General features: G+C 36.7%; 12 protein-coding genes and 1 tRNA gene. 11 read left to right on the forward strand and 2 right to left on the reverse strand.

Annotation, left to right across the window (positions count from 1 at the left end; all coding sequences use genetic code 11):
* The first annotated feature begins 70 nt into the window (after positions 1-70).
* Positions 71-964 carry a LysR family transcriptional regulator gene (locus H3S73_RS02020; protein ID WP_198235768.1) on the forward strand — a complete coding sequence of 298 codons (894 nt, stop codon included), beginning with the start codon at positions 71-73 and terminating at the stop codon, positions 962-964.
* 342 nt (positions 965-1,306) lie between these two features.
* Here the strand turns inward: H3S73_RS02020 and H3S73_RS02025 are convergent, their stop codons facing one another.
* Both H3S73_RS02025 and H3S73_RS02030 read right to left on the reverse strand, forming a co-directional pair.
* A complete protein-coding gene (locus tag H3S73_RS02025) occupies positions 1,307-1,774 on the reverse strand; it encodes an NfeD family protein (protein WP_039127627.1) in 468 nt (155 codons plus the stop codon).
* 106 nt (positions 1,775-1,880) lie between these two features.
* Positions 1,881-2,789, reverse strand: coding sequence for an SPFH domain-containing protein (locus H3S73_RS02030; protein WP_039127625.1), 909 nt, complete (start codon positions 2,787-2,789; stop codon positions 1,881-1,883).
* Between the two features lie 310 nt (positions 2,790-3,099).
* Here H3S73_RS02030 and H3S73_RS02035 point away from each other — a divergent pair, with 310 nt between their 5' ends.
* From H3S73_RS02035 to infB, 10 genes are all read left to right on the forward strand, one after another.
* Positions 3,100-5,490, forward strand: coding sequence for a lipopolysaccharide assembly protein LapB (locus H3S73_RS02035; protein ID WP_198235769.1), 2,391 nt, complete (start codon positions 3,100-3,102; stop codon positions 5,488-5,490).
* Between the two features lie 326 nt (positions 5,491-5,816).
* Positions 5,817-7,379: an anthranilate synthase component 1 gene (locus H3S73_RS02040; RefSeq protein ID WP_198235770.1), complete on the forward strand. Its 1,563-nt coding sequence runs from the start codon at positions 5,817-5,819 to the stop codon at positions 7,377-7,379.
* Positions 7,379-9,013, forward strand: a complete 1,635-nt coding sequence (gene trpD / locus H3S73_RS02045) for a bifunctional anthranilate synthase glutamate amidotransferase component TrpG/anthranilate phosphoribosyltransferase TrpD (RefSeq protein ID WP_198235771.1) — start codon at positions 7,379-7,381, stop codon at positions 9,011-9,013. The genes H3S73_RS02040 and trpD overlap by 1 nt, the downstream gene beginning before the upstream one ends.
* A 15-nt stretch (positions 9,014-9,028) precedes the next feature.
* Complete coding sequence (trpCF, locus tag H3S73_RS02050) at positions 9,029-10,411, forward strand: bifunctional indole-3-glycerol-phosphate synthase TrpC/phosphoribosylanthranilate isomerase TrpF (RefSeq protein WP_232352903.1); 1,383 nt, start codon at positions 9,029-9,031, stop codon at positions 10,409-10,411.
* A 25-nt stretch (positions 10,412-10,436) separates the two neighbouring features.
* Positions 10,437-11,630 (forward strand): tryptophan synthase subunit beta, encoded by a 1,194-nt coding sequence (trpB, locus tag H3S73_RS02055; RefSeq protein WP_039127618.1) that lies wholly within the window; start codon positions 10,437-10,439, stop codon positions 11,628-11,630.
* The gene (trpA, locus tag H3S73_RS02060) at positions 11,627-12,433 is read left to right on the forward strand and encodes a tryptophan synthase subunit alpha (protein WP_198235773.1); all 807 of its coding nucleotides are present in this window, start codon (positions 11,627-11,629) and stop codon (positions 12,431-12,433) included. The genes trpB and trpA overlap by 4 nt, the downstream gene beginning before the upstream one ends.
* Before the next feature lie 207 nt (positions 12,434-12,640).
* Positions 12,641-12,717, forward strand: a tRNA-Met gene (locus H3S73_RS02065).
* Between the two features lie 193 nt (positions 12,718-12,910).
* Positions 12,911-13,372 (forward strand): ribosome maturation factor RimP, encoded by a 462-nt coding sequence (gene rimP, locus H3S73_RS02070; protein ID WP_025316054.1) that lies wholly within the window; start codon positions 12,911-12,913, stop codon positions 13,370-13,372.
* Positions 13,373-13,388: 16 nt separating this feature from the next.
* On the forward strand, positions 13,389-14,864 hold the full coding sequence (gene nusA / locus H3S73_RS02075) for a transcription termination factor NusA (protein ID WP_039127608.1): 1,476 nt from the start codon (positions 13,389-13,391) through the stop codon (positions 14,862-14,864).
* Positions 14,865-14,881: 17 nt separating this feature from the next.
* Positions 14,882-17,581, forward strand: coding sequence for a translation initiation factor IF-2 (gene infB / locus H3S73_RS02080; RefSeq protein ID WP_198235774.1), 2,700 nt, complete (start codon positions 14,882-14,884; stop codon positions 17,579-17,581).
* Positions 17,582-17,644: the final 63 nt, after the last annotated feature.

The following is a 17,644-nucleotide window of genomic DNA, read 5'->3' on the forward strand; positions in this document are numbered from 1 at the left end:
GTAATCTACTGAATGATCTCTTAAAATGACTAAAATAAGAAAACACAATTCCAAAAAATGAGATCATGAATTGAATCGTTTAGATGCGTTGAAATATTTTGTAGTAGCGGCAGAAGTATTGAGTTTTAAAAAAACCGCTGCGCAATTTTCTGTTTCACCACAGGTGATCACCCGAATGATTGCCGAATTAGAAAATGATTTGGGCGAACCACTATTTAAGCGAAATACCCGAAGCATTACGTTGACTGATTTTGGCGAGACGTTTATACCTAAAGCGGTGCATTTTTTGCAGGAAGAAGAGCAGTTATTTGGTTTGCCCAAAAATGCAAAAGATGAATTGCGTGGTACAGTTCGAATCACTTTACCACCGTATCCATATTTCGACCGAATTCTATACCAATTATTGACCGCACTGGCTCCATATCCACAGATTAATATCGAATGGCGGACGGATTTTGAAATTCTTAAAGCTGTAGACGACCAAATCGATATCGGTATTCGCATTAGTAAAACGCCCAACGAACATTGGATTGCTAAAAAAATCTATGTTATGCAAGAGCCGATTGTTGTATCACCTAAACTTATCACCCAAACAGGTTTGCCAAAAGATATATTTGAATTGGCACAAAAATTTCCTGTAGGGAATATTTTTAATTCAAGTACTGGTAAAGCATGGGATTGGATTATAGGTGATTTGCCAATACCTCTGGTCAATCCTTGTGTCGTTACTACCGATTTAAAGAGCTTACTGCAAGCTACATTAGCAGGTCGAATTTTTGCGCCGATAGCTCGCCAAGATTGCCAGCATTATCTTGACTCAGGAGAGCTGGTCGTTGTGTTCGATAATTACGAAAATGAAATATGGTCATTTTATCTTTACAGGCCAAATCAAACAATTACCCCTAAACGGGTATTACTTGTTTATGAAATATTAGAACAACTTTTAACGGAATCGACTACTTAAAATACCAATACCAATACCAATTTTTTAGTGACCCAAACCCAAAGATAAATTTATATATCAGTTTTAAATTATTCGTTATAAAAAATATCATTTTTAGTCTAATAATTTAAAACACTAGGCTTCATCTTAGGCAATTAATGAGGATATTCTTGTCTAGGGCATCGGGATTTAATTATCAAAATAACATAATAATATTTAGTTTCGAATGTATGAATTAAGAGAATTTTACCGAACAAATACTCGTTTTAATTATTGAGTATTTTGCGATTATGACCATAAAAAAACGCGTCAATGACGCGTCTTGTAATTAAATTGTTTCTGATTAATTCAACCAATACAGTATCACTCATGATTTAATGGTTTTACATGCAAAGTTAAACCATTAATTGAAATAACCTCAACTGATTGACCAACATCGAGATCTTTATCACATCTTGCTGACCAAGTCCCATCTTTAATTTTAACTCGCCCTGAACCATTAATAATCGCATCGGTAACAACCGTTTTAATGCCAATTAACTCCTGTTGAGGTTGATTGATCTGATTTTTTCGTGATTGATTGTGATCTCGTTTTTTTAATACAACCCACCAAATATAAGCTGAAGTAAGAGTGAAAATAGAAAAAAGGATCCATAAAACAGGCCAAGATAAAGGTAAAATCCAAGCGATTAAACCAACAGCAATGGCGGCAATTCCACTCCAGAGTGCATATCCGCCCGTTCCTAATAGTTCAGCAATCAGCAACAGACCGCCTAAAGCAATAAATACCCAGTGAGGAGAATCATAAATAACCATTAAAAAATCAGACATTGGTTTTACCTTTCATTTATTGATTGAAATATATTTTTCAATTATCTCTTAGCTAATTGGTTATCAGCTAGGAAATTTGTGTTACTTAAACTTAATTTAATACCGATTATTTAGAATTTTTAATTAATTCGGCAATACCGCCAATGCTTCCCATAAGAGATGAAGCGTCAAGCGGCATCATTACCACTTTACTGTTATCTGAAGCGCCGATCTGTTGTAATGCCTCAGTATATTTTTGGGCAACAAAATAGTTAATTGCATTAATATTACCAGCGGCAATCGCATCCGAAACCATTTGTGTTGCTTTTGCTTCCGCTTCTGCGGCACGTTCACGAGCCTCAGCTTGTAAAAATGCGGCCTGTTTTTCACCCTCGGCTTTTAAAATTTCAGACTGTTTTTCACCCTCGGAACGTAAAATAGCGGCTTGGCGTATCCCTTCTGCTTCTAGGATTTCAGCACGCTTATTACGCTCAGCTTTCATTTGTGCATTCATGGCTGCAATCAATTCTGCCGGTGGGCGCACATCGCGGATTTCAATACGGGTAATTTTAATGCCCCAAGGACTGGTTGCATCATCAACAATACTCAGTAATTTTGAGTTAATGTGATCACGTTGTGATAACATCTCATCAAGCTCCATACTACCAAGTACGGTACGAATGTTAGTCATCATAAGATTAATCACAGCACGTTCAAGTTGATTGACTTGATAAGCGGCTCTTGCAGCATCTTGTACTTGAATAAAGCAAACTGCATCAATTTGCACATTAGCATTATCTTTAGAAATGACTTCTTGAGATGGAATATCAAGCACTTGTTCCATCATATTGATTTTACGACCTACACCATCCATAAAAGGAATAATAATATTTAAACCCGGTTCAAGAGTGTGAGTATATTTACCAAAACGCTCAATAGTATATTGGTATCCTTGCGGCACAATGGTAATGGCTTTAAAAACAGTTACTACAGCAAGTAAAACAATCACTGCAATAAGAAGATAAAATATAGGCATAAGTTAAATTCTCTAGTTTTTGGGGATAATTTAAAAGTGTAAATCATTTTAATCGCTATAAGGTACTTTGACAAATTATTAATTTACATAACTATATGAAATTAAAATAGCTTCTTGCATTGATTCTTCTTATAAACATAAACATATTTATAACAACATTGTTTAAAATAAAATCCATTAACAAAATATTTTCGTATTTTATTTAATTGTTGATAAAATCAAATGACTAAAAAGTATACCTAATATTATTAACAGTGTAATACCTAAAATACTATTAATTGAATATAAAAATAATAAAAAAGGAATTGGAATGAAACAACAAAAAACAGAATTAAAAATCCAACAACGAATTGAGCAACTCAAAAAAATTACTCGGCAAGATAGTAAGAAAAAATATGCACAGGCTCAGTTAGTATTGGGTGAAATTTATTACAAATATAAAAAAGATTGGCAACAAGCAATAAAACATTTTTTAAATATTAAAAAGCAAGATAATCCAGAGATATACGCTAAGGCACAATTTTGCTTAGGCTATATCTATCAATATGATAAAAACAATAAAGAAAAGGCGGAACACTGTTATTTAAATGTTGAAAAGCAAGATAATCCAAAGGTATATGCTCAAGCACAATTGAATTTAGGTGTAATTTACACAAATGAAAAACATGATATTGAACAGGCAGAACGGTGTTTTTTGAATGTTGAAAAGCAAGATAATCCAAAGGCATATGCTATTGCACAATTTAGTTTAGGTAATATCTACAAAAAATACAATATTAAGAATGCTGAACACTATTATTTAAATATTGAAAAGCAAGATAATCCAGAATTATATGCTGTTGCACGATTGATTTTAGGTGATATTTACCGAAAAGAAAAAAACGGTATTGAAAAGTCTGAACACTATTATTTAAATATTGAAAAGCAAGATAATCCTGAATTATATGCTGTTGCACAATTTAGTTTAGGTAATATCTACAAAAAATACAATATTAAGAAGGCTGAACACTATTATTTAAATATTGAAAAGCAAGATAATCCAGAATTATATGCTGTTGCACAATTGATTTTAGGTGATATATACCGAGAAGAAAAAAACGATATTGAAAAGTCTGAGCGCTATTATTTAAAAGTTAAAAAGGAAGATAGTTCAAACTTATATGCTTTTGCACAATTGAAGTTAGGTAATATTTACCGAGAAGAAAAAAACGATATTAAAAAGTCTGAACGCTATTATTTAAAAGTTGAAAAGGAAGATAGTCCAAAGGCATATGCTTTAGCACAATGTAAATTAGGTGATAATGTTTTTTTTAACAAAATGCAAAATAAATTAAAATCATCAGAAGAATATTATCAAAATGTGGCTTATTCTGATAATTCATTTCAAAGTTATATTATTGCTCAAGTGATGTTATCCGTGATTAGCAATAAAAATTCATCAATATTTGAAGAGGAACAACGAAATAATTTGGTTGTCAAAATTTGTGATATTAGAAAATTAACGATTGAGATACAAGAGGAATTACTTGTAACGTTTAATTTAAATGAATCTAAAAATATTAATGGACTAACATTTGAACGACAAGTGGCTCATTATACCAAACCAGAAGTGTTATTTAATCTTTTAAAAGATAAACAAAAAAATAAAACAAGTGATTTTCGTTTAAATGTGGTTGATTTTATGAATGATCCGACAGAAAACCAAGTTTTAACTGATTGGTTAGATGTTAAGACTGAAAAAGATAATGAAATCAAAACTTTTTTAGCAAGTTTTTCATTTAATCATAATTCATTAAATCAGTTCAGGCTTTATGGTAATGAAAACAATATTGTCGGTTCAAGTGTCAGTTTGGTTTTCGATAAAAAGTTTTTTGGTGATGATATTAATAGAAGTATTAATCCTGCGAGTATTAATTATTTTTTCAATAATGCAGACTTTGGTTTAGCAATAAATGATTCAGTTAAAAGCGTAGTTACAACTATGGGATTAAATAATTCAAATGAAAATTTGAATCAAAAGAGCGATAACAAGAGGAATGATTTAAAAGAAAATTTAGACCAAAAAAATTCTGAAACTGTTGCGGAAAAAAATATTACATCTTCTGTTGGTTCTTTGCCTTTATTCCGTTGTCTCTACTTTGATCCAAAAAATGGTTACATTAGTATTGCTAAACGTAACAAGTACTCCTTTTATTTAGAACATCAAAGTGATTCTGCTGAAAATATTGATGCTAAGTGGAATAATTATTTAGACTCGCTAAATGAAGAAGCAAAAATAAATACAGTTAGAGAAAAATTACAACAAATTGAAGAAATTATTCATTCTTTGAAAAATCCTGAAGAACCTAAGCAAAAAGAGATAATCGAAAAAATAACTAATTTGGATCAATTGATTGCTTTAGCATTGATGCCTATCTCATGCTTAGTCAAGCATGCCGCCTTTGAGGATGAAGATGAATGTCGGATGTTTTATATTACCAATATTGCTGATGAGTTAATACAAGCACCGAAAGATTATGCTTATGCAAATAGTCTATTTGTTAATTATGGCAAAATAGAAGATTATCTTGAAAAGATCTATTTAGGTCCTCAATGTCAACCTCACCATAAATTGTGGATCACAAACCATGTAAGAACCTCTCAATCTAGAACCAGAAGCAAGCCGATTAAAGTAGTTCAATCGGAAATGCCATTACGTTAACAATAAAAAGCGCGGATTAATCAACGCGCTTTTTTATCTTATAAAAATTAATTTTTATTCATCGAACATAAAATATTCACTTGACATTGCATCATTGAACTAGTTTAATAGTACAATATTTATTTTATACCGATAACATCATGAAAATACAATCGTTACATCTTATTACTCGTGCATTCACTTACTTTGGTTGGTGGTGTGGTTCATTTTGCGGGTAATGTGATGATGGATGGTCTTTTTCGCAAAACCCGCTTAGTGCGGGTTTTTTAGTTTCAGGATATTAAAAGAATTCGTCTGAATAAAAATTTAAACATAGAGAGTCAACAATGAATAAGCCAACATTAACTCAAATAACCAAAACCATCGGTTATTATCAAGATCCGACTCAGGTGTTTTATCAATTGTGTGACAGCCGACCTGCGACATTGCTGCTTGAATCGGCTGAAATTGATAATAAGCAAGGCATTAAAAGTGTGATGATTGTTGATAGTGCTTTGCGCATTTCAGCGCTGAATACCAAAGTCACTATTGAAGCGTTAACAACCAATGGTGAAAAACTATTACCTTTGTTGCAACAAGCCGTTGACGATAAAGTGGTTAAAACGTTCGCTAATGCGCAAATATTAACATTAGTTTTTCCTGATATTGATCATCTGCAAGATGAGGATTCACGTTTGAAATCTTTGTCGGTATTTGATGCATTAAGAACCTTATTAACAGTCGTTAATGTACCAGAAAATTCCAGTCCAGATGCTGTTTTTGTTGGCGGATTATTTTGTTATGATTTGGTCGCGGGATTTGAAAATCTACCAATTTTATCTTCTGAACAGCGTTGCCAAGACTTCTGTTTTTATTTAGCTGAAACACTATTAGAAATAAATCATAAAGATCATCTATCCATTTTAAAAGCGTCAGCATTTACGTCTGACACTAAAGAAATTGAACGATTAACACAAAGATTAGATGAACTACAAACAACGTTAAGCAAACCGATGAAACCAATTGATAGCCAATCGCTTGCCAAAATTGATGTAAGTTGCAATAAGAGCGATGATGATTTCAATACCATCGTAAAAAAAATGCAAGATGCCATTCAGCAAGGCGAGATTTTTCAAGCAGTACCATCAAGACGTTTTACATTGCCTTGTCCAAAACCGTTATCAGCTTATCAAGTACTAAAAACCAATAATCCAAGTCCTTATATGTTTTATATGCAAGATAAAGATTTTGTGTTATTTGGTGCTTCTCCTGAAAGTGCACTTAAATATACTAAGGCTACCAATCAAGTTGAAATTTACCCTATTGCGGGAACGCGCCCACGAGGTCTGACCGCGAATGGCGATATTGACTATGATTTAGACAGTCGTTTAGAACTTGAGATGCGAACCGATAAGAAAGAGTTGGCCGAGCACCTAATGCTGGTTGATTTAGCCCGCAATGATTTAGCCCGTATTTGTGAGCCGGGTACACGTTATACCAAAGAGTTGTTGAAAGTCGATCGTTACTCGTTTGTGATGCATCTGGTTTCGCGGGTTGTGGGGCAGTTACGTCAAGATTTAGATGCATTACATGCTTATAAAGCCACGATGAATATGGGTACACTAACTGGCGCACCAAAAGTGCGTGCAATGCAATTAATTGCCGAATCCGAAAAAGTGAAACGGGGTAGTTATGGCGGAGCAGTAGGTTATTTTACCGCAAATGGTGATCTTGATACCTGTATTGTGATTCGCAGTGCTTATGTTGAAGATGGCATAGCCACGGTGCAAGCGGGTGGGGGTGTGGTGTTGGATTCGGATCCTCAGTCCGAATCAGATGAGTCACGTAATAAAGCTCGCGCAGTAGTTAGGGCAATTATGGCAGCACATAATGTAGAGGGTGTATTCTAATGGCTAATATCTTATTTATTGATAATATTGATTCATTTACTTATAACTTGGTTGATCAATTACGTAATAGCAAACATTGTGTGACTGTCTATCGTAATACGATTCCTGCCGATGTGATTATTGAAAAATTATCACAAATGCAAAATCCTATTTTGATGTTATCTCCTGGTCCTGGCACACCAAGCGAAGCGGGCTCTATGCCTGAACTGTTAAAACGGTTAAAAGGTAAATTACCGATCATTGGTATTTGCCTTGGGCATCAAGCTATTGTTGAATCCTATGGTGGCAGTATTGTGCCAGCGGGTGATATTTTACATGGTAAGGCATCGCTTATTGAGCATGATGAGCAAGCGATGTTTGCAGGGTTGCCTAATCCATTGCCCGTTGCGCGTTATCACTCTTTAAAAGGTGAGAATATTCCCAAAACGCTCACGATCAATGCACTTTGCAACAATATTGTAATGGCTGTACGCAATGATGAAGATCGAGTTTGTGGTTTTCAGTTTCATCCGGAATCCATTTTAACCATTCAAGGTGTAAAACTGTTAGAGCAAACCATAGCTTGGGCACTTAATCCACCACAAAAAATAGCTGAACCTAATCAGCAAAAAGCAATTGTTGATAAACAAGAATACAATATTCAACCAATATTAAATAAATTGTATTTAGGCCAAACAATTACGCAGGCAGAGAGCAAAATACTTTTCAACCTCATCATTCAAGGTAAAATTGAACCAACGGTATTAGCAACGGCTATCATCAGTATGAAAGTGCGTGGCGAAAAACCAGATGAAATTGCGGGTGCAGCGCAGGCTTTGCTTGAAAATGCCGATAGTTTTGATATACCTGATTATGATTTTACCGATATAGTCGGTACGGGTGGGGATGGTACGAACAGTATTAATATTTCAACCGCCAGTGCCTTTGTAGCCGCTGCATTGGGTTATAAAGTGGCAAAACATGGTAATCGCGGTGTGTCGAGCAAATCGGGATCTTCTGATGTGTTATCTGCTTTAGGCATTAAATTAAATATGCCAGCCGAAGCATCACGTAAAGCTTTAGATGAACTAGGTGTTTGCTTCTTGTTTGCCCAGCAGTATCATTCTGGGTTCCGTCATGCAGCACCAGTACGACAACAGTTAAAAACCCGTACTATTTTTAATGTATTAGGGCCATTGATTAATCCATCTCGTCCTAAACGTATTTTATTAGGGGTTTATCATCCTGATTTAATCCAACCTATTGCAGAAACATTAAAAATGCTTAACTATACTCATGCTTATGTGGTACATGGGGCGGGTATGGACGAGGTAGCGATTCATGGCGCTACTCAAGTAGGGGAAGTTAAAAACGGCGAAATTCGTTATTTTACTTTAACGCCAGAAGATTTTGGTTTACCAACCTATACGCTAAAAGATATTGAGGGCGGTACACCAGAGATGAATCGTGATATGTTAATTGCGATTTTACAAGGTCATGGTAAACCTGCTCATGAAGCAGCAATTGCTGTCAATGTGGCGATGTTGATGAGTTTGTTTGGTCAAGCTGACCTTAAACAGAATGCTAAACGCGCGATCGATATGATGCATAGCGGTAAATCTTACGAGTTATTGCAAAAGTTAGCAGCAAGATAATAGATGGAGAAGAATATGGTAATTGCAGCATTAACCAAAAATGTTGAAATGGCAACAGTATTAAAAAAGATCATTCATGATAAGCAGATTTGGTTATCTCAGCAGCAAGCAGCTACGCCCCTTGCAATTTTTAAATCGGAGGTGAAACCCAGTGATCGTGATTTTTATCAAGCTTTAAATCAAGCTAAAACTGCATTTATTTTAGAGTGTAAAAAGGCTTCGCCATCTAAAGGATTAATTCGTGAGGATTTTGATCCCGCCAATATTGCTAAAATTTATAAAAATTATGCATCGGCTATTTCGGTTTTGACCGATGAAAAATATTTTCAAGGTCGCTTTGAATTTTTGACAATTGTACGTAATGAAGTGACACAACCGGTACTTTGTAAAGATTTTATTATTGATGAATATCAGATCTATTTGGCTCGTTATTACCAAGCTGATGCCATTTTATTAATGCTATCAGTCGTGACAGATGATGAGTATCAACAGTTAAGTGAGGTTGCTCATCGACTTAATATGGGCGTTTTAACCGAAGCGAGTACTGAAAGTGAAGTAGAACGGGCAATTAAATTAGGGGCGAAAGTCATAGGTATTAATAATCGTAATTTGCGCGATCTAACCGTTGATTTAAACCGAGTTAAAGATTTATCGAAAACGATCCCTGATGATCGTATTGTGATTAGCGAGTCAGGAATTTATACCCATAATCAAGTAAAGGATCTGCGCCAGTATGCTAAAGGCTTTTTAATTGGCAGCGCGTTGATGTCAGAGCCTAATTTAGATTTAGCCATTCGCAAAGTCGTGTTGGGCGAAAATAAAGTCTGTGGGTTAACTCGTGCCGAAGATGCGGTCAATGTTTACCAAGCTGGAGCAGTATATGGCGGGTTGATTTTTGTCAGCAGTTCACCGCGGTATATTCAACCCAATAAAGCCCGTAGTGTGATGTCGGCGGCACCTCTTAATTGGGTGGGCGTTTTTAAAAACCAAGACATTGATGAAGTATGTCAAATTGCTGAGCAGTTATCTCTTTATGCAGTGCAATTGCATGGTAAAGAAGATGCTAACTACATACAAGCTTTACGCGAAAAGTTACCTTTAACCTGCCAAATTTGGAAAGCATTAAGTATTGATGACACAATACCTGAGCATCACAATCCATTAGTTTCACGTTATGTCTTTGATAATGGTGCGGGGGGAACGGGTAAAAGTTTTGATTGGTCATTACTTGATAATCATGAGTTAAGTAATGTGATTTTAGCTGGAGGCATCAATCCAGAAAATATTAAGTTAGCTATTGCAACCAGTGTACTCGGGGTTGATCTCAATTCAGGGGTTGAACAGGCACCTGGTATCAAAGATAAACAGAAAATCAACGCAGTATTTGAACAAATTTAATTTTTAATTATAAAAAGGAATGGTTATGTCTAAATTAAATCCTTATTTTGGTGAATTTGGTGGGCAATATGTCCCCCAAATATTAATGCCTGTACTAGAACAACTTGAGCAAGCTTTTTTATCAGCGATACATGATCCAGATTTCCAAAAAGAGTTTAATGATCTATTAGTTAATTATGCTGGTCGACCAACCGCGCTGACATTATGTAAAAATCTAACGGCGGGAACTAAAACTAAGCTTTATTTAAAACGAGAAGATTTAGTGCATGGTGGAGCACACAAGACCAATCAAGTATTAGGTCAAGCTTTACTGGCTAAACGCATGGGTAAAACCGAAATTATTGCTGAAACTGGAGCGGGGCAGCATGGTGTTGCTTCCGCTTTAGCGTGTGCTCTATTAGGCTTAAAATGCCGAATTTATATGGGCGCTAAAGATGTTCAACGTCAAGCACCTAATGTCTTTAGAATGCGGCTCATGGGCGCAACAGTGATCCCGGTTGAAACAGGTTCAGCAACGTTGAAAGATGCTTGTAATGAAGCGCTACGCGATTGGTCTGGTAGCTATGAACACGCTCACTATATGCTTGGTACAGCAGCGGGTCCCCATCCTTTCCCAACTATTGTGCGTGAATTTCAACAAATGATCAGCCGTGAAGCTAAACAGCAAATTTTAGAGCGTGAAGGCCGTCTGCCTGATGCTGTCATTGCTTGTGTTGGTGGAGGATCTAACGCAATTGGTATGTTTGCTAATTTTATTGATGATAAATCCGTTAAATTAATTGGTGTTGAGCCCGGCGGACATGGTATTGAAAGTGGCGAGCATGGGGCTTCATTAAAACATGGTAAACTAGGCATCTATTTTGGAATGAAAACCCCAATGATGCAGACTGACGAAGGGCAAATTGAAGAGTCTTATTCAATTTCGGCAGGGCTTGATTTTCCAGCAGTGGGTCCACAACATGCTTATTTAGATAGCATTGGTCGAGCGCAATACGTTTCTATTACTGATGATGAAGCACTTGATGCGTTTAAAGAGTTATCCCGTCATGAAGGAATTATCCCCGCACTTGAATCATCACATGCATTAGCCTACGCGATGAAAATGATTAAAGAAAACCCAGACAAAGAACAACTATTAATTGTTAACTTATCTGGTCGTGGTGATAAAGATATATTTACTGTTTATGATGTTTTAAAAGCAAAAGGAGAAATACAATGAGCCGTTATCAAAAACTGTTTGCAACTTTAGCAGCGGAAAAACGTGGTGCATTTGTTCCTTTTGTACCGGTTGGCGATCCAACACCTGATCTTTCGCTAGAAATTATCCAAACCTTGATTGATGCAGGTGCTGACGCCTTAGAATTAGGTATCCCATTTTCAGATCCAATGGCCGATGGTCCAACCATTCAAAATGCTAATATTCGTGCTTTTAAAGGTGGTATTAGTGTTGAAAAATCATTTGAAATTTTAAGTAAAATAAGAAAGCAAAATGCTGATATCCCAATAGGTTTGCTAATTTATGCTAATTTGGTGTTCAAAAATGGTATTGATAACTTCTATGCTAAATGTGCCAAAGCGGGCGTCGATTCAGTATTAATTGCTGATTTACCTGTGGAATATGCACCAGAATTTACCGATTCTGCTGAAAAACATGGAATTGACCCAATATTTATTTGTCCGCCTAATGCAGATGATGAAGTGATAAAGAATATTGCTAAACAAGGTAAAGGCTATACTTATTTGGTCTCGCGTGCAGGTGTAACAGGTACTGAAAATCGTGCTAATAAGCCTTTAACCCATTTACTTGATAAATTGCATAAATATGGTGCTCCGCCAGCGATTCAAGGATTTGGTATTTCTGAACCGTTCCAAGTCAGTGAAGCCATTAAATCGGGTGCTGCTGGGGCTATTGCGGGTTCGGCTACAGTTAAAATTATTGAGCATAATCTGGATAACACAGATAAAATGCTGAGTGAATTAGCGAGCTTTGTTAAAACGATGAAACAGGCGACAAGCAAGTAATCTTATTTAAAGAACTATCATTGGTATAATAAACTTGAAATATGGATTTTTATACCAATATTAGGTAACCAATTATGCTTAATTTATCTGAATGCACAAGCAAAGTTCTAGTGTGTTATTTTTAAAAACTTTAAGCATAATTGATAAAACTAGCGTGATTTTAAGTTGCATTTTATCCAAAAAGAAGTATAATTCTCAGTCATCTATCGCGGGGTGGAGCAGCTTGGTAGCTCGTCGGGCTCATAACCCGAAGGTCGTTGGTTCAAATCCAGCCCCCGCAACCACTTAAATTTTCATTCATAAATCAATCAATCCTTTTTATTGCATGAAAGTTCAACTCAAGTGGCTTCATTATAATTGGTTTTTTAAATGTAGCCTCGCATGTCGAGGTTTTTTTTCGTGTTGTGATTTTAAGCGTAAGTTTAAAAAGAATGTTGGGCTTTATGCCCTTTTTTATTTTCTGCAGTGGAGGTTTGTTTGGCTAATATAGAACAGCAATTAACTGATATCATTCAAGAACCAGTAAATGCACTTGGTTTTGAGTTAGTTGGCGTTGAATACATTCGTGGTCGTTATCCTGTACTTCGAGTCTATATTGATAATGAAAATGGTATAACTGTTGATGATTGTGCTGATGTTAGCCGACAAATTAGCGCAGTACTTGATGTTGAAGACCCTATCAAAGACGCCTATAACCTTGAAGTTTCATCTCCAGGTATGGATAGACCTCTGTTTACGCTTGAACATTATCAACGCTTTATTGGTGAAGAAGTCACTATTAGTTTACGCATTCCTGTTGCAAATCGTCGCAAGTGGAAAGGTAGGATAAAATCCATTGATAATGACATGATTACATTAACGGTGGAAGATAATGATGAAGTGTTTGCTTTTAGTAATATACAGAAAGCAAACATAGTACCTAATTTTAACCTTAAATAGAGTACGGGTGTAAAGGATGAATAAAGAAATTTTAGCTGTTGTTGAAGCAGTATCAAATGAAAAAGCACTAACGCGCGACAAAATTTTTGAAGCGCTAGAAACAGCATTAGCAACAGCCACTAAAAAGAAACAGAATGTGGATATTGACGTTATTGTAAAAATCGACCATAAAACAGGCGATTATGACACATTCCGTCGTTGGCATGTTGTGAGCGATGTCTCTCAACCAACGAAAGAAATAACATTAGAAGCAGCACAATACGAAGATCCATCAGTACAACTCGGTGATTATGTTCAAGAACAGATTGAATCAGTAGCATTTGACCGTATTACTACCCAAACAGCGAAACAAGTTATTGTACAAAAAGTACGTGAAGCTGAGCGAGCCATGGTAATTGACATGTTCAGAAATCGCATTGGTGAAATCGTAACGGGTATTGTCAAGAAAACTAACCGTGATAGTGTAATTCTTGATTTAGGTAATAATGCCGATGCAATGATGTTACGTCATGACATGTTACCACGTGAAAACTTTCGTATTGGTGACCGTGTTCGTGGTATTTTATACCTTGTTGAACAAGATAACAAACCAGCACAACTTTGTATCAGTCGTTCTAACCCTGAGATGATGGAAGAATTATTCCGTATCGAAGTGCCAGAAATTGGTGAAGAGATGATTGATATTAAAGGTGTTGCTCGTGATCCAGGATCGCGTGCCAAAATTGCAGTTAGCAGCAATGACCGTCGTATTGATCCAGTTGGTGCTTGTGTTGGTATGCGTGGTGCACGTGTTCAAGCGGTATCAAATGAATTTGGTGGTGAGCGAATCGATATTGTTTTATGGGATGATAACCCAGCACAATACGTAATTAACGCTATGGCGCCTGCAGATGTGGTGTCAATCGTTGTTGATGAAGATAAACATACTATGGATGTCGCCGTTAATGCCGATACGTTGCCACAGGCAATTGGTCGAAATGGGCAAAATATTCGTTTAGCATCACAGCTTACGGGCTGGACATTAAATGTTATGAGTACCGAAGATTTACAAGAAAAACATCATGCAGAATCTTTTGCTTCAATTAGTAATTTCATGAAGCATTTAGATATTGAAGAAGATCTTGCACAACTATTAGTTGAAGAAGGCTTTACTTCATTGGAAGAACTTGCTTATGTACCTGTTGATGAATTACTTGAAATTGAAGAACTCAATGAAGAACTTGTTGAAGCATTAAGAAGTCGAGCAAAGGATGCATTAACCACAATGGCATTAGCGACGAGTGGTGACAAAAGACCTGCTCAAGATTTATTAGATTTGGCAGGTATGACACAAGAATTGGCCTATCAATTAGCACAACATGACGTAACTACTTTGGAAGATTTAGCTGAACAAGGTACTGACGATCTAGCCGACATTGAAGGTTTAACAAGCAAACAAGCTGGCGATTTTATTATGGCTGCACGTAATATTTGTTGGTTTGCAAATGAATAATTGAGGGAAAGTTATACATGACCAAAGTATCAATCGAAACACTGGCTCAGGAAATAAATACTCCAGTGCAAACACTTTTGCAACAGTTTGCCGATGCAGGTATTAAAAAAACAGCATCTGATACTGTTACACAAAAGGAAAAAGAAGCTTTGCTTGCGCATTTAAATCCTCAGCAAGGTCCGACCAAATTAACGTTGCAACGTAAAACACATTCAACTTTAAATGTGTCAAGTGCTGGCGGTAAAAGCAAAGAAATTAAAGTAGAAGTTCGTAAAAAACGAACTTTTGTCAAGCGCGATCCGGCTGAACTTCTAGCAGAACAAGAGAAAGCTCGTCTTGAAGCCGAAAAAATTAAGCAAGAAGCTGAATTGAAAGCCCGCCAAGAAGCGGAAGAAAAAGAGAGATTAGCAGCTGCAGAAGAAGCTAAGAAACGTGAAGAAGAAGCAAAAAAACAAGCTGAAATTCAGGCTCAAGCACAAGCTCAGGCTGAAGAAGAAAAAGCTAAGCAAGTAGCTAAAACAGAACAAGCGCACCCTGTGGATCCTAAAGTGAAAAAAGCACAAGAAGAGAAGGCTCGTTTAGAAGCCGAAGCTAACGAAATTAAACGAAAAGCAGAAGAAGAAAATCGTCGTAAACTTGAAGAAGACGCTAAACGTATGGCTGAAGAAGCACGTAAATTAGCAGAACAATACAGTGATACGGATGAGACTGACAATTCAGATGATGATGATTATCATGTTACCACTTCTAAATATGCAAGAGCGGCTGAGGACGATACCGATCGTGAAGTAGAAAGCGCTCGTGGGCGTGGCCGCAACGGTAAACAAACTAAGCAGAAAAAAGGTAGCAAACTTTCTGAAGGTAAAGCTGAACGTGAAGAAGCGCGAGCTGTTACCCGAAGTGGTCATAAAAAGAAAGGTAAAAGCGCATTGCAACAAAGCTTTAATAAACCAGTACAAGCGGTTAACCGTGATGTTGTGATTGGTGAAACAATTACTGTTGCTGAATTAGCCAATAAAATGGCTGTTAAAGGCTCAGAAGTCATTAAAACCATGATGAAAATGGGCGCAATGGCAACCATCAACCAAGTAATCGATCAAGAAACAGCACAGCTTGTTGCTGAAGAAATGGGACATAAAGTGGTACTTCGTCGTGAAAACGAGCTTGAAGAATCACTTATGAGCGATCGTGATACTGGTGCAGAAAAAGTTGCACGTGCACCTGTTGTAACCATTATGGGACACGTTGACCATGGTAAAACATCGTTACTTGATTATATTCGTAAAGCGAAAGTAGCATCAGGTGAAGCGGGTGGTATCACTCAGCATATCGGTGCTTATCATGTTAAAACTGCAAATGGTGAGATAACTTTCTTAGATACTCCGGGCCATGCGGCATTTACTTCAATGCGTGCTCGTGGTGCGAAAGCGACCGATATCGTGGTACTTGTTGTTGCTGCTGATGATGGTGTAATGCCACAAACAATTGAAGCTATTCAGCATGCTAAAGCTGCGAATGTGCCAATTGTTGTTGCTGTAAATAAAATTGATAAACCAGAAGCCGATCCTGAGCGTGTAAAAGGCGAATTGGCTCAATATGGCGTTATGTCAGAAGATTGGGGCGGTGATACTCAGTTTGTTCATGTTTCAGCTAAAGCAGGTACGGGTATCGACCAACTACTTGAAGCGATCTTATTACAAGCTGAAGTACTTGAATTAACTGCTTACGAAACTGGAATGGCAAGTGGTGTTGTTATTGAATCATTCCTTGATAAAGGTCGTGGTTCTGTTGCTACCGTACTCGTTCAATCAGGTACTCTACGTAAAGGCGATATTGTACTTTGTGGATTTGAGTATGGTCGAATTCGTGCAATGCGCAATGAATTAGGTAAAGAAGTTACAGAAGCGGGTCCATCTATCCCAGTTGAGATTCTTGGTCTATCTGGTGTGCCATCAGCGGGTGATGAAGCAACTGTTGTACGTGATGAGAAGAAAGCTCGTGAAGTTGCGCTTTATCGACAAGGTAAGTTCCGAGATGTGAAATTAGCTCGTCAACAAAAAGCGAAACTTGAAAACATGTTCACCAACATGACCGAAGGTGATGTGTCTGAACTCAATATCGTGTTAAAAGCAGATGTTCAAGGTTCCGTTGAAGCAATTTCCGATTCATTACTTAAACTATCAACCGATGAAGTTAAAGTTAAAATTATTGGTTCAGGTGTAGGTGGTATTACTGAAACTGACGCTTCTCTTGCGGCAGCATCTAATGCAATTATTTTAGGCTTTAACGTACGTGCTGATGCCTCTGCGCGTAAAGTTGTTGAAACCGAAAACTTAGATCTACGCTACTATTCAGTAATTTATGATCTTATTGATGAAGTTAAACAAGCAATGAGCGGTATGCTTGCACCTGAGTACAAACAAGAGATCATTGGTCTTGCCGAAGTACGTGATGTCTTTAAATCACCAAAATTTGGTGCGATTGCTGGCTGTATGGTAACGGAAGGTGTAGTGAAACGTCATAATCCAATCCGTGTATTACGTGATAACGTGGTTATCTATGAAGGCGAACTTGAATCATTACGTCGCTTTAAAGATGATGTCAACGAAGTTCGTAATGGTATGGAATGTGGTATTGGCGTACGTAACTATAATGATGTTCGCGTTGGCGATACTATTGAAGTGTTTGAAACTATCGAAATCAAACGTACGATTTAGTCATTACGCTGTCTTTTATAAGCAAGGTTTAAGCCTTGCTTATTTATATTTAAAGGAAAATAG

Source organism: Gilliamella sp. B14384G12 (assembly GCF_016101825.1).
In the GTDB taxonomy this organism is placed as follows: Bacteria; Pseudomonadota; Gammaproteobacteria; order Enterobacterales; family Orbaceae; genus Gilliamella; species Gilliamella apicola_N.